The 21,331-nt window shown below is 38.1% G+C and carries 24 protein-coding genes; 10 read left to right on the plus strand and 14 right to left on the minus strand.

Features of this window, described 5'->3' with window-relative positions:
- Positions 1-162: 162 nt before the first annotated feature.
- Entirely contained in the window at positions 163-363 is a 201-nt protein-coding gene (locus ACRPLQ_RS12530) for a YlaI family protein (protein ID WP_013056069.1), read from the plus strand.
- Position 364: 1 nt separating this feature from the next.
- Complete coding sequence (locus ACRPLQ_RS12535) at positions 365-799, plus strand: hypothetical protein (protein WP_033578411.1); 435 nt, start codon at positions 365-367, stop codon at positions 797-799.
- Positions 800-825: 26 nt separating this feature from the next.
- Here ACRPLQ_RS12535 and ACRPLQ_RS12540 read toward each other — a convergent pair whose 3' ends face one another.
- Positions 826-1,143 (minus strand): YlaH-like family protein, encoded by a 318-nt coding sequence (locus ACRPLQ_RS12540; protein ID WP_013056067.1) that lies wholly within the window; start codon positions 1,141-1,143, stop codon positions 826-828.
- A 160-nt stretch (positions 1,144-1,303) separates the two neighbouring features.
- The gene (typA, locus tag ACRPLQ_RS12545; protein WP_013056066.1) at positions 1,304-3,142 is read right to left on the minus strand and encodes a translational GTPase TypA; all 1,839 of its coding nucleotides are present in this window, start codon (positions 3,140-3,142) and stop codon (positions 1,304-1,306) included.
- Positions 3,143-3,255: 113 nt separating this feature from the next.
- On the opposite strand from typA, the gene ACRPLQ_RS12550 reads away from it, so the two are divergent.
- Positions 3,256-3,441: a YlaF family protein gene (locus ACRPLQ_RS12550; RefSeq protein WP_028414104.1), complete on the plus strand. Its 186-nt coding sequence runs from the start codon at positions 3,256-3,258 to the stop codon at positions 3,439-3,441.
- A 108-nt stretch (positions 3,442-3,549) separates the two neighbouring features.
- Here the strand turns inward: ACRPLQ_RS12550 and ACRPLQ_RS12555 are convergent, their stop codons facing one another.
- Positions 3,550-4,356, minus strand: a complete 807-nt coding sequence (locus ACRPLQ_RS12555) for an inositol monophosphatase family protein (protein WP_014460992.1) — start codon at positions 4,354-4,356, stop codon at positions 3,550-3,552.
- A gap of 195 nt (positions 4,357-4,551) precedes the next feature.
- Positions 4,552-4,737, minus strand: coding sequence for a hypothetical protein (locus tag ACRPLQ_RS12560; RefSeq protein ID WP_013056063.1), 186 nt, complete (start codon positions 4,735-4,737; stop codon positions 4,552-4,554).
- Between the two features lie 268 nt (positions 4,738-5,005).
- On the opposite strand from ACRPLQ_RS12560, the gene ACRPLQ_RS12565 reads away from it, so the two are divergent.
- On the plus strand, positions 5,006-5,641 hold the full coding sequence (locus ACRPLQ_RS12565; RefSeq protein ID WP_034266818.1) for a YktB family protein: 636 nt from the start codon (positions 5,006-5,008) through the stop codon (positions 5,639-5,641).
- A 2-nt stretch (positions 5,642-5,643) separates the two neighbouring features.
- On the opposite strand, the gene ACRPLQ_RS12570 is transcribed toward ACRPLQ_RS12565, so the two are convergent.
- Both ACRPLQ_RS12570 and ACRPLQ_RS12575 read right to left on the minus strand, forming a co-directional pair.
- A complete protein-coding gene (locus ACRPLQ_RS12570; protein WP_165635682.1) occupies positions 5,644-5,871 on the minus strand; it encodes a hypothetical protein in 228 nt (75 codons plus the stop codon).
- A gap of 128 nt (positions 5,872-5,999) precedes the next feature.
- Positions 6,000-6,269 (minus strand): UPF0223 family protein, encoded by a 270-nt coding sequence (locus tag ACRPLQ_RS12575; protein ID WP_165635681.1) that lies wholly within the window; start codon positions 6,267-6,269, stop codon positions 6,000-6,002.
- A 531-nt stretch (positions 6,270-6,800) separates the two neighbouring features.
- On the opposite strand from ACRPLQ_RS12575, the gene ACRPLQ_RS12580 reads away from it, so the two are divergent.
- On the plus strand, positions 6,801-8,276 hold the full coding sequence (locus ACRPLQ_RS12580) for an aminotransferase class I/II-fold pyridoxal phosphate-dependent enzyme (protein WP_028414107.1): 1,476 nt from the start codon (positions 6,801-6,803) through the stop codon (positions 8,274-8,276).
- 37 nt (positions 8,277-8,313) lie between these two features.
- On the opposite strand, the gene ACRPLQ_RS12585 is transcribed toward ACRPLQ_RS12580, so the two are convergent.
- Complete coding sequence (locus tag ACRPLQ_RS12585) at positions 8,314-8,439, minus strand: GapA-binding peptide SR1P (protein ID WP_013056059.1); 126 nt, start codon at positions 8,437-8,439, stop codon at positions 8,314-8,316.
- Between the two features lie 393 nt (positions 8,440-8,832).
- On the opposite strand from ACRPLQ_RS12585, the gene ACRPLQ_RS12590 reads away from it, so the two are divergent.
- Positions 8,833-10,353: a glycine betaine uptake BCCT transporter gene (locus ACRPLQ_RS12590; protein WP_033578409.1), complete on the plus strand. Its 1,521-nt coding sequence runs from the start codon at positions 8,833-8,835 to the stop codon at positions 10,351-10,353.
- 49 nt (positions 10,354-10,402) lie between these two features.
- Here the strand turns inward: ACRPLQ_RS12590 and ACRPLQ_RS12595 are convergent, their stop codons facing one another.
- The 6 genes from ACRPLQ_RS12595 to ACRPLQ_RS12620 form a co-directional block, all read right to left on the minus strand.
- Positions 10,403-10,645 (minus strand): hypothetical protein, encoded by a 243-nt coding sequence (locus ACRPLQ_RS12595; protein ID WP_033578408.1) that lies wholly within the window; start codon positions 10,643-10,645, stop codon positions 10,403-10,405.
- Positions 10,646-10,893: 248 nt separating this feature from the next.
- A complete protein-coding gene (gene lpdA, locus ACRPLQ_RS12600; RefSeq protein ID WP_013082295.1) occupies positions 10,894-12,306 on the minus strand; it encodes a dihydrolipoyl dehydrogenase in 1,413 nt (470 codons plus the stop codon).
- 3 nt (positions 12,307-12,309) lie between these two features.
- Positions 12,310-13,611 (minus strand): dihydrolipoamide acetyltransferase family protein, encoded by a 1,302-nt coding sequence (locus ACRPLQ_RS12605; RefSeq protein WP_028414110.1) that lies wholly within the window; start codon positions 13,609-13,611, stop codon positions 12,310-12,312.
- Between the two features lie 102 nt (positions 13,612-13,713).
- On the minus strand, positions 13,714-14,691 hold the full coding sequence (locus ACRPLQ_RS12610; RefSeq protein ID WP_013056055.1) for an alpha-ketoacid dehydrogenase subunit beta: 978 nt from the start codon (positions 14,689-14,691) through the stop codon (positions 13,714-13,716).
- A 3-nt stretch (positions 14,692-14,694) separates the two neighbouring features.
- On the minus strand, positions 14,695-15,810 hold the full coding sequence (gene pdhA, locus ACRPLQ_RS12615) for a pyruvate dehydrogenase (acetyl-transferring) E1 component subunit alpha (protein WP_013056054.1): 1,116 nt from the start codon (positions 15,808-15,810) through the stop codon (positions 14,695-14,697).
- Between the two features lie 581 nt (positions 15,811-16,391).
- Positions 16,392-17,057 (minus strand): YkyA family protein, encoded by a 666-nt coding sequence (locus ACRPLQ_RS12620; protein WP_028407940.1) that lies wholly within the window; start codon positions 17,055-17,057, stop codon positions 16,392-16,394.
- Between the two features lie 169 nt (positions 17,058-17,226).
- Here ACRPLQ_RS12620 and ACRPLQ_RS12625 point away from each other — a divergent pair, with 169 nt between their 5' ends.
- Together ACRPLQ_RS12625 and def are read left to right on the plus strand one after the other, a co-directional pair.
- Entirely contained in the window at positions 17,227-17,337 is a 111-nt protein-coding gene (locus ACRPLQ_RS12625; protein WP_016763434.1) for a YjcZ family sporulation protein, read from the plus strand.
- A gap of 174 nt (positions 17,338-17,511) precedes the next feature.
- Positions 17,512-18,066 carry a peptide deformylase gene (def, locus tag ACRPLQ_RS12630; protein ID WP_013056051.1) on the plus strand — a complete coding sequence of 185 codons (555 nt, stop codon included), beginning with the start codon at positions 17,512-17,514 and terminating at the stop codon, positions 18,064-18,066.
- Between the two features lie 29 nt (positions 18,067-18,095).
- On the opposite strand, the gene ACRPLQ_RS12635 is transcribed toward def, so the two are convergent.
- Positions 18,096-18,878: a Cof-type HAD-IIB family hydrolase gene (locus ACRPLQ_RS12635; RefSeq protein WP_033578407.1), complete on the minus strand. Its 783-nt coding sequence runs from the start codon at positions 18,876-18,878 to the stop codon at positions 18,096-18,098.
- A gap of 549 nt (positions 18,879-19,427) precedes the next feature.
- On the opposite strand from ACRPLQ_RS12635, the gene ACRPLQ_RS12640 reads away from it, so the two are divergent.
- Together ACRPLQ_RS12640 and rnjA are read left to right on the plus strand one after the other, a co-directional pair.
- Positions 19,428-19,637: a DNA-dependent RNA polymerase subunit epsilon gene (locus ACRPLQ_RS12640; protein ID WP_013056049.1), complete on the plus strand. Its 210-nt coding sequence runs from the start codon at positions 19,428-19,430 to the stop codon at positions 19,635-19,637.
- A gap of 5 nt (positions 19,638-19,642) precedes the next feature.
- A complete protein-coding gene (rnjA, locus tag ACRPLQ_RS12645) occupies positions 19,643-21,310 on the plus strand; it encodes a ribonuclease J1 (protein WP_013056048.1) in 1,668 nt (555 codons plus the stop codon).
- Positions 21,311-21,331: the final 21 nt, after the last annotated feature.

Here is a 21,331-nt window from a genome sequence, read left to right on the forward strand (position 1 = left end):
TACTTACTAGTTACTATCTTCGAGCTAACAAGCAAAATTACCTGCTTCTTTAGGAATGTTTTCCTATCGTTCCTTTTCTCCTGAGAGATAGCACCGCAAAAAAACTTTATAAAACAAGAATTTTCGGCTAGAATGATGTATAGAGAAGTTGAGGTGATAGAAATGAGAGTACAATGTGTCATGTGCGATAAAATTGAAACAATTGAGGATGAAACGCTCGTGGCAAAACGACTGCGCAACCGTCCTATCCATACATATATGTGCAATGAATGTTCTGAACGGATTGAAAAACGAACAAAAGAACGCATAGCTACTGGTAACTTTAAACTATATGAGTCGAAAAAGACAGAGGAGGATTGGTAAGGTGCTCCGTTTAGGAATAAGTATCGGCATGTTCAGCGGGATTATCCTTGGGTTATGTTTGAAATGGATAGAATGGCTAACCGGCAAACAAGTTTATACCCTTTTATTAAATGTTGATTTTATTCCTATCATTGGCCCTATTCAATGGCCTGAATGGGTGGAGTTTGTTTTTCATTTATTCATTGCCGTTGCAATTGGGATCGTTTTTGTTTACATAGTAGGTAAATTAAACAATATGTCTATTCGAAAAATCGTATTGTGTTCTTTTTTATTAACACTTCCAACCATTCCTTTGTATTTTCCGTTGACGCTCCTTGCGCTTAAGCCTACGCCTGCAGTGGATGATGCAGTAGCAATTTTTTATTGGACAGCTGGCCATTTAATTTTCGCAGCCGCTCTTGTCTTCGGCTATATCATACTAAAAAGACGCTTGTAGCTACAAGCGTCTTTTTATGTAGTCTTTTATGAACCCAACGTGGAGTTTTGCTTTTTAGCCTGATACAGCCGTATTTTATAAATAATTAATACAAGCGCTGCAACCACTAGCCCTTCAGCTACAGGTAAAAAAATGCCTAAAAACGTTAAAATCGTACATCCAAAAGCTAAAAATAGATAAATAACCACAGATTTTAAAAGCGGCAGCTTCTTTGCAAACCCGAGTTTGTACACGAGAACAGATAGCCCTAAAATAGTAAAGTATAACAGCCACATTCCTATTTTTGCATGTTCATCTACTTGATACAAAGCAGCAAAAAATGAAAGGTGTTCTTTTACATCCATCTTCCTTCCCCCTATTCCTTACTTTACATTATTCGATATAAGCCACCTTTTTCCTTTCCAAATTCTCTCTTTATAAAACGCTTTCAAAAAATAGAAAATTCTGATATAATTGATAAAAAACAAGCCGCTAGCAAATAAAGCTAACGACTTCCTTTTTTTATTATTTCGTGTCAGCGTATTTTTTCTTTTTCGCTGCTTTTTCACGTTCATTTTTATCAAGAATTTTTTTACGTAGACGAATAGATTCTGGTGTGATTTCACAATATTCATCTTCGTTTAAATATTCAAGTGATTGCTCTAAAGACATAATACGAGGTTTTTTCATACCTGTTGTTTGATCTTTGTTAGCAGAACGCATATTCGTCATTTGCTTCATTTTACAGATGTTAACAACGATATCATTTTCACGAGTGTGTTCTCCTACGATCATACCTTCGTATACTTCTGTACCTGGCTCCACGAAAATTGTACCGCGGTCTTCTACTCCTTGGATTCCATAAGTAGATGATTTACCGCTTTCCATAGAAACAAGCACACCTTGACGGCGACCTCCAACTTGACCTTGCTGCATTGGTTGGTAGCTATCAAATGAATGGTTAATGATACCGAATCCACGAGTTAACGATAAGAACTCAGTTGTATAACCGATTAAACCACGTGCAGGAACCATAAAGATCAGACGAACTTGACCGCTGCCGTTGTTAATCATATCAACCATTTCACCTTTACGAGCACCCATTGATTCCATAATAGAACCCGTATGTTCTTCAGGCACGTCGATTTGCACACGTTCAACTGGCTCACAGCGAACGCCATCAATTTCACGAACGATTACTTCAGGTTTTGATACTTGAATCTCATATCCTTCACGACGCATATTTTCAATTAAAATAGATAAATGAAGTTCTCCACGTCCTGAAACGACCCATACATCCGGTGAATCAGTATTTTCCACGCGTAAACTTACATCTGTCTCAAGTTCAGACATTAAGCGCTCTTCAATTTTACGAGATGTAACAAATTTACCTTCACGACCAGCAAACGGTGAATTGTTTACTAAGAACGTCATTTGTAAAGTAGGTTCATCAATACGTAAAATTGGCAGTGCATCTTGGTGGTCAAACGGACATACTGTTTCACCTACGTTGATGTCTTCCATTCCTGATACAGCGATCAGGTCTCCTGCTTTTGCTTCTTCGATTTCAACACGCTTTAAGCCTAGGAAACCGAATAATTTTGTTACGCGGAATTGTTTTACCGTACCGTCAAGCTTCATTAATGCAACTTGCTGGCCTACTTTCATTGTTCCGCGGAATACGCGCCCTACACCGATACGACCAAGATAGTCATTGTAGTCAAGCATTGCCACTTGGAATTGAAGTGGTTCGTCGCTGTTGTCTACTGGTGCTGGAATGTGCTCGATGATTGAGTCAAATAGAGATGACATGTTCTCATCTTGCTTTTCTGGGTTCGTGCTAGCCGTTCCGTTGATTGCTGAAGCATAAACAACAGGGAACTCAATTTGTTCCTCACTTGCACCTAGTTCAATAAATAAGTCAATTACTTCATCAACTACTTCAGTTGGACGAGCAAAGTCACGGTCAATTTTGTTAACAACAACAATCGGCGTTAAGTTTTGCTCTAATGCTTTTTTCAATACAAAGCGCGTTTGAGGCATACATCCTTCGTATGCGTCTACTACAAGTAGAACACCGTCTACCATTTTCATAATACGCTCAACTTCTCCACCGAAGTCAGCATGTCCTGGCGTATCCATAATGTTGATACGCGTATCTTTATAATTAATAGCTGTGTTTTTCGCTAAAATTGTAATTCCACGCTCACGCTCAAGGTCATTTGAATCCATCGCACGTTCTTCAACATGCTCATTAGTACGGAATGTTCCGGACTGATGTAATAATTTATCTACTAACGTTGTTTTCCCATGGTCTACATGGGCAATAATGGCAATATTACGTAAATCTTTACGAATGTTCACGCATTTCACTCCTATGCTTGTAATAACTAAGCTATTATATCACACTAACTCTAGAATTGCAGAATGATTTTGTTGTACACTATAAATATCCGTTACAAATGGGAGGAATCAACATGAGAAACATTAAGTGGGTATTCGTTTTATATGCATTCATCGCAACTGCAGCTATTATGTCAATTGGCATATTTATCGGAGAAGGAAGCGCTCTCGGGGTCATTTTAGCTATCGTAGCTTTAATTGTTGTAATGGGTCTTGGCTTTACGACTAAGAAAAAAATGCGAGAAAAAGGGCAGCTGTAATTTTTTTGCGATGATTGAAAGCGTCATGGCCATTTGCAACATCAAAATGGTTCATGACGTTTTTTCATCACAAAATTCTTTGACTACACGTAAGTCTTCACTTCTATTTTATTTATTCCACTTTCCTTCAAGGTACGTACGAAAGATTTCGTCATGTAATGTTGGTTTGCTTACAAATACACTGCTTTTTTCAAGAATCTCTAACGGCTTCCCTTCTAAATCCGTCATGACTCCTCCAACTTCTTCAATCAACACTTTACCGGCAGCAAAGTCCCATGGAGCCAAACGTAAAGTAATGTATCCATCCAAGCGTCCAGCCGCTACGTAAGCAAGCTCAATAGCTGCGGATCCATATGAACGGGTCCCTCTTACTTTACGCACAAGCGGACTTAATACGGAAGGATCAATACGGCGGTTCTCCGTCACCCACGTTGCATTTAAGCTAATAATAGCTTCTTCAACTGGTACAGGTTCAAGTTTCGGCAATTGGATGTCATTCATAAACGCGCCCTGTCCTTTTAAAGCATGATACAGCTCATTATGAATAACATCATAAATATAACCTGCTTGTCCTACACCATTTTCGAATATACCGATGGAAATAGCAAAATTTCGCTGCTGATGAACAAAGTTCATCGTACCGTCGATCGGATCGATAATCCAAATCGTTCCTTCTTCTGATTCAAGCTCTTCCCCATATCCTTCTTCTCCGAGAATATGATGTTCCGGAAAGGTTTCATTGATTTTTGAGATAAAAAACTGTTCAATTTCTTTATCCATATTTGTTACTAAATCATTTGGATTCGATTTCGTTTGAATGAGAAGTTCTTTACTAAACGACTGTTGAATTTTTTGTCCAGCTTCTTTTAGCCACTCTTTAACGTATGTATCAATTTCTTTCCAGCGTTGTGTCATCTCAATTCCCCCTCAAAAATACGTCTCTTATTTAAGCTTAAAAAAACCTCTGCAAGATGTCAATTAACAGAGCACGTGGGAGAAGAACTGCCGCTTCTTCTCCCACGTGCTCTGTTACCACTTATGAATCTGCTCATTCAGTTTAATCCTTTTTTACAGTTTACCCATATTTGTTCTATTTTATTCCCGTGTCTGCTACTGAAGAGATATCATTTCTTCACGAAGTTTCTCGAGCTTTCGCTTACATTTTTGTTTTTGTTCCTCATTATTCTCCATCATGGCTTCATATAACGTCGCTAACTCGTAATCTAACTCCAACCGAATTACACCTAATCTTTTTTGTCCATCATTCTTCTTATACATATTCACCACTTGTTTCATGTTTCAAACACCCCTCTCAAATTATTGAACCCACTTATAGAAAACTAAATTTTCAGATATTTTGATTGATATAGTCTATGTCGAAACCTAATCTCATGCAACTAAATTGTGTGATTACCTATAAAAAAATGATAGACACGTTTTGACAAGCATATGCGAATTAATTGGTGTTTATGCTTTTCATGTGGTAGAATCTTCGCGTAAATCATACTTACTTGCATAGATGCACAGCAGCTATACATATTCACTAAAAAAACGGAGGTTTCACATGGCATTCTCAGGATTTTCACAAGATGACTTTAACGTATTCCGTATCGAGGGGCTTGATGCACGTATGGAAGCCATCAAGACAACGATACGCCCAAAATTCGAACAATTGAGCAATCATTTTGCTCCTACTCTTTCTTCACTTTGTGGAGATGAAATGTTCGTACACATTGCCAAACATGCACGAAGAACAGTTAACCCGCCAGCAGATACGTGGGTAGCCTTTGCTAACAGTAAACGCGGGTATAAAAAGCTCCCTCATTTTCAAATTGGCCTTTGGGAAACACACGTCTTTGTGTGGTTTGCCGTCATTTACGAATCACCTATTAAAGAACAATTTGGAAAGCTGCTAAAACAAAACATGGAGGAGATTCGTCAAAATATCCCAGACTCGTTTGTTTGGTCGAAAGATCATACAAAACCTGATAGTAAAAAAATGGGCGACTTATCTTCTGAAGACTTAGAGAGTTTGTTTGAACGTCTAGAGACGGTTAAAAAAGCTGAGATCCTATGCGGCATTACAATTCCAAAAGAAGAAGCGATTGCAATGAACGGCGAAGAATGGATGGCTCGTATTGAACAAACATTTCATACGGTAACTCCATTATATGAACTAACTAAAAAAGCATATGCATAATTTTAACGAATTGATATAAAAAAATGAGGGTGAGACATAACGAAAGGAAGCTCATCGAAAGACCAATAAATGGGATACATAAGCTGAAACGCTTGTGACACCGCAGTTGATTTCCCTGCAAGGCTTCGCTTTCCGCGGGCGGCCGGTGAGCCTCCTCGTCGCTTGCGCTCCTGCGGGGTCTCGCCTGTTCCGCTTTCCCCGCAGGAGTCTTCGCCTTGCCTTCCAATCAACTGCTAGAAGAAACGAAACAGATAAACTCTATGTTCACCGTAACAAAAAAAACGAATCATTAATCAAACAATTTGATTAATGATTCGTTTTTTACTTCGGCTAAACTACTTTTGTCCAGTCTCAGTTTTTACATTTTTATGAGATCTCCAGAAGAAGCAGCCTTTGCTTTTTGAATCGTTCGATAAGAAGAGTATTTGCTTTGGTCTTCAAAATCGTTACAGATTGTTTTTTCTTCTGCTTTACTTGGCACAATTTCTTTAAATCGGCGATAGACTGCCATTAGGTGATCACGCTCAATACCTTTTTCATAAGCTCGTTCAATGCTTTCAAAAAACTTCACTACATCAATAATTTCTTCTGTACTCCAATCAAGGGAGATAGGGTATTGATATTCCACTTCTCATCACTCCATTTATTTCTTCATTCTATGTATATCTATATTCTTAACTCTATCACAATCTATAATGTACACAAAATTTATTCTCTTTTCACCCAAAAGAATTTCTCCTTTTTTTTCTTTTTATTTTCTCTTTAAAATATCTTTGCAAATAGGTTAATAAGTGCTATAATTCTTTTGTTTTATGGGGATTTTCAAAACATAAAGAACTATAAAATAATAAGTAATAAGCAGTTTACAATTACTTGTATTTTTTTAACTAAAAATTGTATTTATATTATCAAACAGTAGTAAACATACGCGTTTCATTCATTTATATAATGGTTAAAATCAAGAAAACTGCGGAGTAGAATTTCTGTTGAATTTCTTTTGTAGAAAAAAGATCTGATATTTTAATATGTATAATTCAACAGCCATTAGTTTTTGGTATATAAAATTGAATGCTGTAATTTGATAAAAAAACAATCAAAGTCCCTCTAAGCTTTGCTTAGAGGGACTGACAATTTATGATAAAAGAGGTGTATAGCAAAGTTGTCTTCTCAATTTTCAACTCCATTATTTACTGGATTGGTTAATCACGCTAAGAAAAACCCAACACAATTCCATATCCCTGGACATAAAAAAGGAAATGGAATGGATCCTGAATTCCGCTCATTTATTGGCGATGATGCTTTATCCATTGATTTAATTAATATCGGTCCCCTTGATGATCTTCACCAGCCAAAAGGCATTATCAAACAAGCGCAGGATTTAGCTGCAGAAGCATTTGGTGCTGATCATACTTTTTTCTCTGTTCAAGGAACGAGCGGAGCAATTATGGCAATGGTTATGGCGACATGTGGACCTGGAGATAAAATTATCGTTCCTAGAAACGTGCATAAATCTGTTATGAGTGCGATTGTTTTTTCAGGAGCTACGCCTATTTTTATTCATCCTGAAATTGACGAAAATCTTGGCATTTCTCACGGTATTACATCGGACTCTGTAGAAAAAGCCTTAAAGCAGCACCCTGAAGCAAAAGCAGTGCTTGTTATCAATCCAACTTACTTTGGAATTTCCGGAGACCTTCGTAAAATCGTAGAAATTGCCCACTCGTATCAAGTGCCTGTACTTGTTGATGAAGCTCACGGCGTTCATATTCACTTCCATGATGATTTGCCTCTGTCTGCTATGCAGGCCGGTGCAGATATGGCAGCAACAAGCGTTCATAAATTAGGCGGTTCTATGACGCAAAGTTCCATTTTAAACATACGCGAAGGCTTAATTTCTCCAAAACGCGTACAGTCTATTTTAAGCATGCTGACAACAACATCAACCTCTTATCTGCTGCTGGCTTCTTTAGATGTTGCACGAAAACGTCTAGCTACAGAAGGAAAAGAGCTGGCTGAACGTGCAATTTCTCTTGCTGAAAAAGCACGAAAAGAAATTAATACAATTGAGCATATCCGATGTATAGGCAGAGAAATTTTAGGCACAAAAGCTACGTATGATTTAGACCCTACTAAATTAATTATTTCTGTTTCAGATTTAGGAATTACGGGCTATGACGTAGAAAAATGGATGCGTGAAGCTCATAATATCGAAGTGGAAATGTCTGACCTTTATAATATTCTATGTATTATCACGCCCGGAGATACAGAAGAAGATCTTTCACGTCTTGTCACAGCTCTGCGTGAGTTATCCGCAAAATTCCATAACCTTTCTGAGACAACGGCAAAACCTGCTATTTTATTACCTGATATTCCTGTATTGGCTTTAACACCTCGTGATGCTTTTTACGCTGAAACCGAAGTGGTACCTTTTCATGAGTCAGCAGGTCGTATTATTGCAGAATTTGTAATGGTCTATCCTCCTGGTATTCCTATTTTTATTCCTGGGGAAATCATCACTGAGGAAAATTTAACCTATATTGAAACAAACTTAGAGGCAGGTTTACCAGTGCAGGGTCCGGAAGATTTTGAATTAAAGACATTTCGTGTCATTAAAGAACATAAAGCAATTCAATAAAAAAAGGTGCGGAATTCCGCACCTTTTTTTTATTGAATTAATCTAAATCTTCATCTGCTTTTTGACATTCTCCGCTTTTACATGTTGAGTATAATCGCGTCACTTTCTCATCTTCGAAATGATCAATTGTGCAGTTACATGTTTGACATACGATTGTTCCCATTTTGTAAACTCCCCTTTAACCGTCTTTTTTTGTAAGCGTTTTACAACTCTTGATATTATATTATTATGTCACATTAAATATGTCAACAACTAATTAGTATGTCACATTAAAAATATTTTTCTCATAAATGTTATATTTGTTTTCAAAAAGCTGATCCCTTAGCATCATCTCTATTTATATGAAAAAACTATGTCTAATTTCATATCTATTTCGGCACTTTAAAATAATTACGAAAAATAAGAATTTGAGATCTTGCCTTTTTTTCTTACTAATAGGGTAGACATTTCATACAAACTTTACTAGAATGTATAACCATGTGGTTTCATGTATAGCTAAAAAGGTTATATGAGAAACTATGTTATGTAAAATAGAATAGGAAAGGAGTGATAATCGATGAAAAAACTGACTCCTGTTTTTATCATTTCGGTTATTATTGCTGCAGTATTTATCGTATGGGGTGTTATTCCGGAATCTGTGCTAGGAAGCGCAGCGCTTACACCTGTCACATCGGCAATACATAGTTTTATCATCGAGAAATTTGGCTGGTATTATTTATTAGCAGCTACATTATTCTTAGTTTTTACGCTGTACTTAATTTTTTCAAAGTACGGAAACATTAAACTAGGTAAACCTGACGAAAAGCCTCAGTATGGTTATGTCTCGTGGTTTGCTATGTTATTTAGTGCTGGTATGGGGATTGGACTTGTATTCTGGGGTGTTTCAGAACCAATCAATCATTTTCATACTCCACCTTCTGGTGAAGGCGGTACAGCAGAATCAGCTCGTGCAGCTCTACGTTATTCGTTTTTCCACTGGGGTTTACATCCTTGGGCTATTTATTCCGTTCTTGCACTGGCCCTTGCATATTTTCAATTTAGAAAAGGTTACCCGTTCATAATCAGTAATATTTTACGTCCACTATTAGGAAAACGTGTTGATGGACCTCTTGGAACGATCATAAACGTTATCGCCGTATTTGCAACTATTTTTGGGGTGGCAACATCTCTAGGACTGGGCGCTATTCAAATTACTGGTGGAGCCTCTTACTTGTCGCCAAGTATTGATAATAATTTCACGACTCAATTAATTGTTATTATTATCGTGACGTTCTTGTTCATGCTGTCAGCACAGACAGGTCTGAACAAGGGTATTAAGTATTTGAGTAACATTAATATTGTTTTAGCTATTCTGTTAATGCTATTCTTGTTATTTGCAGGTCCAACCAACTTTATTATGGACTTATTCGTTACAACAATTGGCAGCTACATTCAAAACTTGCCGTCGATGAGTTTTCGATTGAGCCCGTTTGATAACAGCACCTGGGTTCAAGATTGGACAATTTTCTACTGGGCATGGTGGATCGCCTGGGCACCGTTCGTTGGTACGTTTATTGCTCGTATTTCACGAGGTAGAACCATTCGAGAATTTTTAATTGGTGTACTAGCTGTTCCGACCGTATTTGGCGGATTATGGTTTGCTGTATTCGGAGGTTCTGGGGTTTATTTAGACTTTTTTAAGGATCTTCCTGTTATGGATGTTATCAATAATAAAGGAACAGAAGTTGCTTTATTCTACGTACTTGAACAGTTTCCATTTGGTACGTTCATGTCCATTGTTGCTATTTGCTTAATTGCTACATTCTTCATTACATCAGCTGACTCAGCTACATTTGTTTTAGGAATGCAGACAACAAACGGTGATCTAAATCCTTCAGGCTCTATTAAGCTTACGTGGGGCTTAATTCAATCGTTAACAGCAATCATTTTGCTTTGGACAGGTGGTTTGGATGCGCTCCAAACAGCTGCGATTATAGCAGCACTTCCATTCTCAATTGTGCTGGTGCTAACGGTCTTCTCATTAATGAAAGCATTTAAAGAAGAAGGCGCGTTAAAAAGAGAAAAGAAATCTGTGTAAGACAAAAAAAGCGTTAGCTTATATAAGCTAACGCTTTTTTTATGCACTCTTACGCCGTGCAAAATAAAATTAGTTGATAACATGTCAAGCAGATAGCTGACGTTGTGCCCGTCATCATAAGCGCCAGCCTTTTAGATTTGACGTTCATTTCTGCTATACCGTAAGCTAAATAAGCAAATACTAAAAATAAAATAATTTTAGATGTCAATTGATCACGTTTTGATAATAATTCAACCAGTGAATACCCCATCCAAATAACAATGTGCAAGCTCCAAACGAAATATGTCTTCATAGCTCCTTCGCCGCCTTTTCATTCGTTATCCAAAGAAGCAATTTTGTGTCCAACTATAAGCAAAGCACGTCCCACTTTATATGTATGCATCTAGAACTCATTTAAGACTGTCTCAGCGCTTTTTACATCTTTCTGCTAGAATTATACTCAACCAGTAAAAAAACTGTCTGACAAGCACCTTATACTTTATGAAAACCGTTTTCTTCAAAAAAAAAAGCTGATGCATACGCATCAGCTTTTTAAAAACATTATTTTACAATGTGAATTGGGCTTCCAATAGCTACTTCAGCAGCTTCCATTGTGATTTCACCTAATGTTGGGTGAGCGTGAATTGTTAATGCGATATCTTCAGCTGTTACGCCAGCTTCGATAGCAAGACCAAGTTCAGCGATCATGTCAGATGCGCTAGGTCCAGCGATTTGAGCACCAACAACTACTCCGTCTTCTTTACGAGTGATAAGCTTCAAGAAGCCTTCTGCAGCGTTAAGTGCAAGCGCACGTCCGTTAGCAGCGAATGGGAATTTAGAAGCTTTAACAGCTAATCCTTCTTCTTTTGCTTGTGCTTCAGTATAACCTACAGATGCAAGCTCAGGCTCAGAGAATACAACTGCTGGAATTCCTAAGTAGTCAATTTCAGCAGGTTCGCCAGCGATTACTTCAGCTGCGATTTTACCTTCGTAAGAAGCTTTGTGTGCAAGTGGTGGTCCAGTTACGATATCACCAATTGCAAAGATGTTGCTTACAGATGTACGAGTTTGGTTATCGATTTCGATAAGACCACGGTCAGTCATTTTAACGCCAACTTGCTCAAGACCAAGCTCATCAGTGTTAGGACGGCGACCTACAGTAACTAATACGTAGTCAGCATCGATTACTTTTGACTCTCCGCCTACTTCAAACGTAACTTGTACGCCATCAGCAGTTTCTTCAACACCTTTAGCCATTGCTTTTGTGTAGATTTCAACGTTTCCTTTTTTCTTAAGGTTACGTTTAACAAGAGAGCTCATTTGTTTTTCAAAACCAGCTAGAATTTCATCAGCAGCTTCTACAAATGTAACTTCTGTGCCGAAGTTAGCAAAAGCAGTACCAAGCTCAGTACCGATGTAACCTCCGCCGATTACAACTAATTTTTTAGGAACTTCTTTAAGCGCTAATGCACCTGTAGAGTTGATTACGCGCTCAGAGAATTTGAATCCAGGGATCTCGATTGGACGAGAACCAGTTGCAAGGATTGCATTTTTGAATTTGTACGTTTGTGCTGAATTTTCATCCATTACACGTACAGTTTCGCTGTCAACGAAGTAAGCTTCACCTTTTACGATGTCAACTTTGTTACCTTTAAGAAGGCCTTCAACACCGCCAGTAAGTTTGTTTACAACGCCGTTTTTGAATTCTTGAACTTTAGAGAAATCAACTGTTACGTTCTCAGCGATAATCCCCATGTCTTCAGAATGTTTAGCATGTTCAAAACGGTGACCTGCAGCGATTAATGCTTTTGAAGGAATACAACCAACGTTTAAGCATACGCCTCCAAGATTACCTTTTTCTACGATTGTAACTTTTTGACCTAATTGAGCTGCACGAATTGCTGCAACGTAGCCACCAGGGCCAGCACCAATGACAAGAGTATCAGTTTCGATTGGGAAATCTCCTACTACCATTTATTACGCCTCCATTAATAATAATTCTGGATCATTTAATAAACGCTTGATTTGGTTAAGAGCGTTTTGAGCTGTTGCGCCATCGATAATACGGTGGTCAAAGCTTAGTGATAATGCTAATACTGGAGCAATTACAATTTCACCGTCGCGTACAACTGGTTTTTCAGCGATACGTCCGATACCTAGAATTGCAACTTCTGGGTGGTTGATAACTGGAGTAAACCATTGTCCACCAGCAGAACCGATATTTGTGATTGTACAAGAAGCGCCTTTCATTTCAGCAGGAGCTAATTTACCATCACGTGCTTTTCCAGCAAGGTCGTTAATTTGATCCGAAATTTCGAATACAGATTTACGATCAGCATTTTTCACAACTGGTACTAAAAGACCTTTTTCAGTGTCAGCAGCGATACCGATGTTGTAGTAATGTTTTTGAATTACTTCATCTGTAGAATCATCGATTGAAGTGTTAAGAGCTGGGAACTTCTTAAGTGCTGAAGTTAACGCTTTTACCACGTAAGGTAAGAATGTTAATTTAATACCTTGATCTGCTGCAACTGTTTTGAATTTTTTACGATGAGCAACAAGAGCTGTTACATCGATTTCATCCATTAATGTTACGTGTGGAGCAGTGTGTTTAGAGTTAACCATAGCTTTTGCGATTGCACGACGGATACCGCTCATTTTCTCGCGAGTTTCTGGTAGATCGCCTTCAGGAATAGCTTGTGCTGCTGCTGCTTTTGGTTCAGCTGAAGCAGTTTCCTCTTTAGCTGGAGCTTCAGCAGTTGCTGTAGCTGTAGAGCCACCAGATAAGAAGCTATCGATGTCATCTTTAACAATACGTCCGTTTTTACCTGAACCAGGAACAGCTTTAATGTCTATACCTTTTTCACGAGCATATTTGCGCACTGAAGGCATAGCAATTACTTTACGGTTAGGATCAACATCAGCTTGTGCTGCAGGAGCTGTTGCTTCTTCAGTCACTTCTTCAGTTGAAGCTTCTTCTTTAGCTTCTTCTGCTGGTGCATCATCATGATCGTCACCTTTGAATTTTAAGTCTTCGTATCCAGGAGCATCAAAAGTAACGATAACTTGTCCTACAGTAGCTACTGTACCTTCGTCAACTTTTACTTCTAATACTTTACCTTTTACAGGAGATGGGATTTCAACAACAGCTTTGTCATTTTGTACTTCTGCTAGTACATCATCCTCATCAATTTCATCTCCAGCTTTTACGAACCATTTTACAATTTCACCTTCGTGGATACCTTCACCGATATCCGGCAGTTTAAATTCAAATGCCACGTGTCTTCACCCTCCTAGTTAGTTGCGTTCAATTTGTTAGTGTTTATTTTATCTAAGACAGAAATCAGCACAAAGCTGATTTCTATCACAGTAAAATGCTAATTAAAATTCAAGTACTTTCTTAGCTGTTTCAACGATGTCTTTGTGGTCTGGTAACCATACGCCCTCAGCTTGAGAGAATGGGAACACAGTATCCGGTGCTGTTACACGTAATACTGGTGCTTCTAAGCTTAAGATTGCACGATCGTTAATTTCAGCTACAACGTTAGCTGCGATACCAGCTTGTTTTTGAGCTTCTTGAACTACTACTACGCGACCAGTTTTTTCAACTGATGCAAGAATTGTATCGATATCTAAAGGTTGAACTGTACGTAAGTCCACTACTTCAGCAGAGATACCTTCTTTTTCTAGTTCTTCAGCTGCTTTTAATGATGAGTGTACCATTGCACCGTAAGCGATAAGCGTTACGTCTGTACCTTCACGTTTCACATCAGCTGTACCTAAGTCAATAGTGTATGATTCTTCAGGTACTTCTTGACGGAATGAACGGTAAAGCTTCATGTGCTCTAAGTATACAACCGGATCGTTATCACGGATTGATGAAATTAAAAGACCTTTTGCATCGTATGGAGTTGAAGGAATTACAACTTTTAGACCAGGTTGAGATGCTACGATACCTTCTAAGCTATCAGCGTGAAGTTCTGGTGTATGAACGCCTCCACCAAATGGTGAACGGAATGTGATTGGTGCATTCCAGCGACCGCCAGAACGGTAGCGCATACGTGCAGCTTGACCTGATACAGAATCAAGTACTTCGTATACGAAACCAAAGAATTGAATTTCAGGAACCGGACGGAAACCTTGAGTCGATAGACCCACAGCAAGACCACCGATACCAGATTCAGCTAATGGCGTATCGAATACGCGATCTTCGCCGAATTCTTGTTGAAGACCTTCAGTCGCACGGAATACTCCACCGTTTACGCCAACGTCTTCACCAAAAACTAATACGTTTTCGTCGTTTTTCATTTCTGTGCGTAACGCATCAGTAATCGCTTGAATCATTGTCATTTGCGCCATGGCTTACTTCGACTCCTTCTCTTTGTAGATTTCATATTGCTCTTGTAAGTTTGAAGGCATAGTTTCGTACATGATTTCCATTAAATCTGTAACTTTTTGTTTTGGATAATCGTCAGCCTTCTTAATAGCTTGTTTGATATCTTCTTTAGCTTGCTCGATTACTTTGTTTTCTTCTTCTTCATTCCAGATGCCTTTAGCTTCTAAGAATTTACGGAAGCGAACAAGTGGATCTTTCTTTTCCCACTCAGTGTCAAGCTCAGCTGTACGATAACGAGTTGGATCGTCACCAGCCATTGTATGTGGACCATAACGGTAAGTTAATGTTTCAATTAAAGTTGGACCTTCACCGTTTACTGCACGCTCACGAGCTTCGCTTACTGCAACGTATACTGCTAGTGCATCCATACCGTCTACTTGAACGCCTGGGATACCAACAGCCGCTGCTTTTTGAGCGATTGTACGTGCTGCAGATTGCTTTTCAACTGGTGTTGAAATTGCAAAGCGGTTGTTTTGTACAACAAAGATTGCTGGAGCTTTGAATGCACCTGCGAAGTTCATACCTTCGTAGAAGTCACCTTGTGAAGCTCCGCCGTCACCTGTATAAGTGATCGCTACTGCTTTTTTACCACGCTTTTTAAGACCTAGTGCCACACCAGCAGTTTGCACGATTTGTGCACCGATGATGATTTGTGGAGAAAGTACATCTACACCTTCTGGCGCTTGGTTACCGTGGAAATGACCACGAGAGAATAAGAACGCTTGATATAGTGGAAGACCATGCCAAATTAACTGAGGCACATCACGGTACCCAGGTAAAATGAAGTCTTCTTTTTCTAATGCGAAATGTGAAGCGATTTGAGAAGCTTCTTGCCCAGCAGTTGGTGCATAGAAACCTAAACGACCTTGACGGTTCAATGAAATTGAACGTTGATCAAGAATACGAGTGTATACCATGCGAGTCATTAACTCTTTTAATTTTTCGTCAGATAAATCTGGCAACGCTGATTTATTTACTACTTCGCCCTCTTCATTAAGAATTTGGAACGTTTGGTACTGCTCAGCGATTTTATCAAGTTGCTTTGATACATCAATAATAGCCTTTTTAGTTTTAGCAGCCATCTAAGTCACCTCTTCCTTTCATTTAAGCCGTATAAATTCATTTTACTAATCAAACAAACATACACGCTTTTAGAATGTCCCAAATGGACAAGTAAAAGTCATATTTTGTCGAGTAGCTTTTTGAATTCGCTAACCCTTAACATTTCTATGTATTCCCCAGCGAATTCTGTGCAAACATTTACGTAAAAGGAAAGTTTAAGCGAAACGAGCGTTTCGTTAAACTGTATTAATTATTTTGCAAAAATGATTAATACAACACTTACTACGCTACCTAGTTTACAATACACTAAAACAGTTCGTCAATGCATTTACATCAAGAAATTACGCTTTTTTAGTTTGTGAAATAAAACACATAAAAAAGACATGCTGTACTATTACACAGATACAAACTGTATTATATGTTTTATAATAACCTTCTCTTTTTTTACGTCTGCACATCTCCTATCTTGCCACAAATAAACGATTTTTTAAAACAATAACCTTTTGTAATTTTTACTTGAATCGTGTCGAAACTCTTTCTTTATTTCAGAAAACCTTCCTTTTCAGCCAAAAAAAAAGACCTGTAAACTTCACAGGCCTTCTTATTTATCCTCGCTATTTTTCACCTTTAACTTCGTTTTGTTATAAAAATCTTCTTTGGCTTTGTTATAGTCAGCTGTTAGTGTGTTAAACGTTTCTTTTTTCTTTTCAACTTCTTTATAAGTAGCATTGATCGAAGCGATTTGTGTTTCAAGATTCTCTAATTTCACATTGTCTTTTTCAAAGAGCGTATATAGCTGACGATCTAATTCAATGGAATGAAGATAGGCATCATGTAAGGACTGGTAGGCCTTATAACGCTTCTTCATTAACGAAGATAGTTCAAGCGCCTCTTCTTTTGCTTTGCCGTCCTCTAGCTTTTGGATCTTTGGCTCTGTCGCTTCAAACTGTTTTTGCGAAGCGCTGATGCTTTTTTCTTCTTTTTGTAATTTATTTTCACGCTCATCTAATAACTGCTGCGCTTTTTGTGCTTTATTTTTTATTTTCTTTTTATCTTTAATCCCTAGCTCAATAATTTGGTCGTATATCGCATTTTCTTGCTGTTCTAAATCAGCTAACGGTTTTTGCTGATCAGCAAATTGCTTTTCTTGTGCTACCACTTTTTCTAATCCATTATATACCTCAAGTTCAGGCGATGAGCCCTCTGCACAGCCTGCTAGTGACATAGCAGCAATGCCAATAACTATATATCTTCCGACGCATTTCATATTTGGTAAATCCTCCCTTATTCATGGGTCATTATACAATTTTTGTAGGAAATTAGCAATTTATCTACACCCTTTTTCCACCTTTTAATATATTATACTAACCCAATCGTGAAAAAAAGGGAGTTTATTACTTTTTACCTTGGGATTGATAACTACGGGAGGTTACATTATGTTGGGTTATGGTGGATATGGCTGCGGCGGTTCTAATAAAGGTTTCGTGTTATTAATCGTACTGTTCATTTTATTAGTTATTATCGGCTGCAGCTGTGGCGGCTGGTAATTATACAATAAAAGCGGCTAACTGCCGCTTTTATGTTTTCTTATGCATGTTTTTCCAAATGTTTGATACATATAATTAGTAGAAACATTTATGTGGTCAAGGTCGAGGTAATGACTTTTTTATACGGATTTGGTACACTTTATACCTATAAAATAGCCTAGGGAGATGTGAAAGTTGATTACAATGAACGATATTATCCAAGACGGACACCCAACGCTGCGAGAAGTAGCAAAAGAAGTACCGTTACCTGCTTCTGAAGAAGACAAAAAGATTTTACATAGCTTATTAGAATATGTAAAAAACAGCCAAGACCCTGAAATTGCTGCTAAATATGGACTGCGATCTGGTATCGGACTTGCCGCTCCTCAAATTAATGTATCAAAACGAATGATTGGGGTACACGTTACGGATGAAAAAGGCAAGCTATACAGCTATGCATTATTTAACCCTAAGATCATTAGCCACTCAGTTGAAAAGACATATCTTACAGGCGGTGAAGGCTGCTTGTCTGTCGATCAAGATATCCCAGGATTTGTTCCTCGATATGCACGCATCACAGTAAAAGGCACAACGCTTGAAGGCGAAGAAGTGAAAATTCGTTTGAAAGGCCTTCCTGCTGTCGTATTTCAGCACGAGATTGATCATTTAGACGGAATTATGTTTTATGATTACATCAATAAAGAAAACCCATTTCAAGAACCTGAAAATGCTTTTCCATATGAACGCTAAAAAACGCGAGCTAGAGCTCGCGTTTTTTCTTATTTTAACAATCCTACTAGCTCTAATCCGTGGAGAATACCACCTTCTGCTACATCTTTTGTAACAAGATCAGCCACTTCTTTCACGACTTCTTCCGCATTTCCCATCGCTACGCCATTTCCGACAAACTCAAGCATTTCGATATCGTTTAAGCCGTCTCCGAATGCATATACATCTTTTTTATCAAAGCCAAGCTTTTCAATCATGGTCTCAATTCCTCGCGCTTTTGATCCACCTTTTGGGAGAACATCAGTTGAAAATTCATGCCAGCGAATAAAGTCAAATTTCTTAAATTTTTCTTCATAAGGAGCTTCTTCTCCCGCTGTACAGAATAAGAGGGATTGATAAATTTCACGCCCTTTGAAATAAGCAGGATCGTGGTGAGGGTGGGTAAATCCAATTTTCAGCGTGCTGATGCTGGATTCGATATAATCATGAAATTCAATGTTTGATTTCATATCTTCATGATCCATGTATACGACAGGATGATCATGCTCAACAGCAAAAGCCGTTAAATCCTGAAGCTCTTCTTTATTTAACGGGTTTTTGTAAAGAACTTCTCCATTTAAGACAATGTACTGACCATTAAAGCTAATATATGTTTGAATATCCAACTCTTCACGCAGATCTTTAAACATAAAAGGAGCCCTTCCAGTTGCAATTGCCACTTCATGCCCCTGCTCTTTTAACAGCTGGACAGCTTTTTTTGTAGAAGCAGGCAGTTTTTTATCATGATCCAATAACGTTCCATCAATATCAAAAAAAATAATCTTTCGTTCCACGTTTATCACCTTATTTTTTATAATTTTTTATCTCTTTGTTAAGCCTTTCCAATTATACCAAACAAGCGCTGATTTCTCTATAAATGGACGTTCCCATTTACAATTTTTCCATATTTAACCACGAGAAACCTCTCCCTTTTCATCATATAATAAAAGTACAGAGAGAGACAGGCAGGTATCGCAAAAAAACAAAGGAGCTGAAAAATCATGTTAAAAGATTTTCGAAAAAGGCTGCTAAAACGCTGGAATGAATTATTGCGTAAAAAAACGATGGCATAATCGATTTTTTTAGGGCTTTCTGTTGTAAAATTTGCAGAGTGTGTGTCTGCATCGTACAATGGAATAGCCCTTATTTTTTATACGCCCGGAAAATATAGTCTTGTATCCGTTTCCTATTAATATTATTCTATAATTAATTGACTTGTTATATTTAGATGACTAAAATGTAGTGAAAGCAAGTTTCTTTAGAAAATACATGAAATACATACACATTTTATAATATAATAAAATAAGTTATTTGAATTTCGGAATTAAGGAGAGATTTTTGTTATGATTTTTAAAGTTTATTTTCAAGAAAAAATGAGTGAAGTAGCTGTACGTGAAAATACAAAAACAGTGTATGTGAACGCAGATTCTGAGCGTGACGTTCGTAAAAAGTTAAAAGCGCGTTCAATTAATATTGAGTTTGTTCAAGCAGTGACTGGAGACTATCTAGAATATGAACAACAGCATGAAGATTTTAAAGTATTGGAGATATGATGAAAATGAAATTTGTAAAAAATAATCAAACGGCAGTTTTCGCCCTGGGTGGACTAGGCGAAATTGGTAAAAATACGTATGCCGTACAGTTTCAAGATGAAATTATTCTTATTGATGCAGGAATTAAATTCCCTGAAGATGAGCTTTTAGGAATTGACTACGTTATTCCTGACTACAGTTATTTGGTAAAAAATGCAGATAAAATCCGTGGTCTTTTCGTTACACATGGTCATGAAGATCACATTGGCGGAATTCCTTACTTATTAAGAGAATTAAACATTCCTATTTATGCAGGAAAATTAGCCCTTGGACTTCTTCGCAACAAATTAGACGAGCACGGGTTGCTTCGTACAGCTCAGCTTCATGAAATTACTGAAGATGACGTAATTAAATTCCGTAAAACATCGGTAACGTTCTTCCGTACAACTCACAGTATTCCTGATTCTTACGGAATTGTGGTAAAAACACCAAACGGACAAATCGTACATACAGGAGATTTCAAGTTTGATTTTACACCAGTGGGCGAACCGGCTAACTTAACAAAAATGGCTGAAATCGGTAAAGAAGGCGTTCTATGCTTGCTTTCAGACAGTACAAACAGTGAAATTCCTAACTTTACGATGTCTGAGCGCCGCGTAGGTGACAGCATTCATGACATTTTCCGTAAAGTAGACGGCCGTATTATTTTTGCAACGTTTGCTTCAAATATTCACCGCTTACAGCAAGTAGTGGAAGCAGCCGTATTGCATAACCGCAAAGTTGCTGTATTCGGACGCAGTATGGAAGCAGCTATTGAGATTGGCCAACAGCTTGGATATATTTCATGTCCGAAAGATACGTTCATTGAGCCTTCTCAAATTAACCGAATTCCAGCTAACCGCGTGACTATTTTATGTACAGGCAGCCAAGGTGAACCGATGGCAGCGCTATCTAGAATTGCAAACGGTACTCACCGCCAAATTCAAATTATCCCTGGAGATACGGTTGTGTTCTCATCTTCACCTATTCCAGGAAATACAGTAAGTGTTAGCAAAACAATTGATATGCTATTCCGTGCAGGAGCAGAGGTTATTCACGGTGCTCTAAACGATATCCATACTTCTGGACACGGCGGACAGGAAGAGCAAAAATTAATGCTTCGTTTGATGAAACCAAAATACTTTATGCCAATTCACGGTGAGTATCGCATGCAGAAGATGCACATCAAACTTGCAACAGACTGTGGAGTTCCTGAAGAAAACTGCTTCATTATGGATAATGGAGAGGTGCTAGCTTTAAGCGACAGTGAAGCTTCAGTAGCCGGCAAAATCCCTTCAGGCTCTGTATATATTGACGGAAGCGGAATTGGTGACATTGGAAATATCGTACTTCGTGACCGCCGTATTTTATCTGAAGAAGGACTTGTTATTGTCGTTGTAAGCATCAATATGAAAGACTTCAAGATCGCTGCTGGTCCAGACATTATCTCTCGTGGTTTTGTTTATATGCGCGAATCTGGCGACTTAATTAATGATGCACAGTCCCTCATTACAAAACACTTGAACAAAGTGATGGAACGTCGTACGTCACAATGGTCTGAGATTAAAAATGAAATCACAGACACATTGGCTCCATTCCTTTACGAAAAAACAAAGCGCCGTCCAATGATTTTACCAATCATTATGGAGGTTTAATAAAAGAAAAAGAGCAGATGC

This window comes from Priestia sp. TRN 1309 (assembly GCF_050846875.1).
In the GTDB taxonomy this organism is placed as follows: Bacteria; Bacillota; Bacilli; order Bacillales; family Bacillaceae_H; genus Priestia; species Priestia zanthoxyli.

Excerpts from the sequence above, each read along its gene's own strand:
- ACRPLQ_RS12610 (WP_013056055.1), bottom strand. The coding sequence starts at position 14,691 with ATGGCGCAAATGACAATGATTCAAGCGATTACTGATGCGTTACGCACA.
- pdhA (WP_013056054.1), bottom strand. The coding sequence starts at position 15,810 with ATGGCTGCTAAAACTAAAAAGGCTATTATTGATGTATCAAAGCAACTT.
- lpdA (WP_013082295.1), bottom strand. The coding sequence starts at position 12,306 with ATGGTAGTAGGAGATTTCCCAATCGAAACTGATACTCTTGTCATTGGT.
- ACRPLQ_RS12585 (WP_013056059.1), bottom strand. The coding sequence starts at position 8,439 with ATGGGAACAATCGTATGTCAAACATGTAACTGCACAATTGATCATTTC.
- ACRPLQ_RS12590 (WP_033578409.1), top strand. The coding sequence starts at position 8,833 with ATGAAAAAACTGACTCCTGTTTTTATCATTTCGGTTATTATTGCTGCA.
- ACRPLQ_RS12595 (WP_033578408.1), bottom strand. The coding sequence starts at position 10,645 with ATGAAGACATATTTCGTTTGGAGCTTGCACATTGTTATTTGGATGGGG.
- ACRPLQ_RS12540 (WP_013056067.1), bottom strand. The coding sequence starts at position 1,143 with ATGGATGTAAAAGAACACCTTTCATTTTTTGCTGCTTTGTATCAAGTA.
- ACRPLQ_RS12640 (WP_013056049.1), top strand. The coding sequence starts at position 19,428 with ATGATTTTTAAAGTTTATTTTCAAGAAAAAATGAGTGAAGTAGCTGTA.
- ACRPLQ_RS12565 (WP_034266818.1), top strand. The coding sequence starts at position 5,006 with ATGGCATTCTCAGGATTTTCACAAGATGACTTTAACGTATTCCGTATC.
- ACRPLQ_RS12555 (WP_014460992.1), bottom strand. The coding sequence starts at position 4,356 with ATGACACAACGCTGGAAAGAAATTGATACATACGTTAAAGAGTGGCTA.
- ACRPLQ_RS12550 (WP_028414104.1), top strand. The coding sequence starts at position 3,256 with ATGAGAAACATTAAGTGGGTATTCGTTTTATATGCATTCATCGCAACT.
- ACRPLQ_RS12530 (WP_013056069.1), top strand. The coding sequence starts at position 163 with ATGAGAGTACAATGTGTCATGTGCGATAAAATTGAAACAATTGAGGAT.
- ACRPLQ_RS12620 (WP_028407940.1), bottom strand. The coding sequence starts at position 17,057 with ATGAAATGCGTCGGAAGATATATAGTTATTGGCATTGCTGCTATGTCA.
- ACRPLQ_RS12625 (WP_016763434.1), top strand. The coding sequence starts at position 17,227 with ATGTTGGGTTATGGTGGATATGGCTGCGGCGGTTCTAATAAAGGTTTC.
- ACRPLQ_RS12560 (WP_013056063.1), bottom strand. The coding sequence starts at position 4,737 with ATGAAACAAGTGGTGAATATGTATAAGAAGAATGATGGACAAAAAAGA.
- rnjA (WP_013056048.1), top strand. The coding sequence starts at position 19,643 with ATGAAATTTGTAAAAAATAATCAAACGGCAGTTTTCGCCCTGGGTGGA.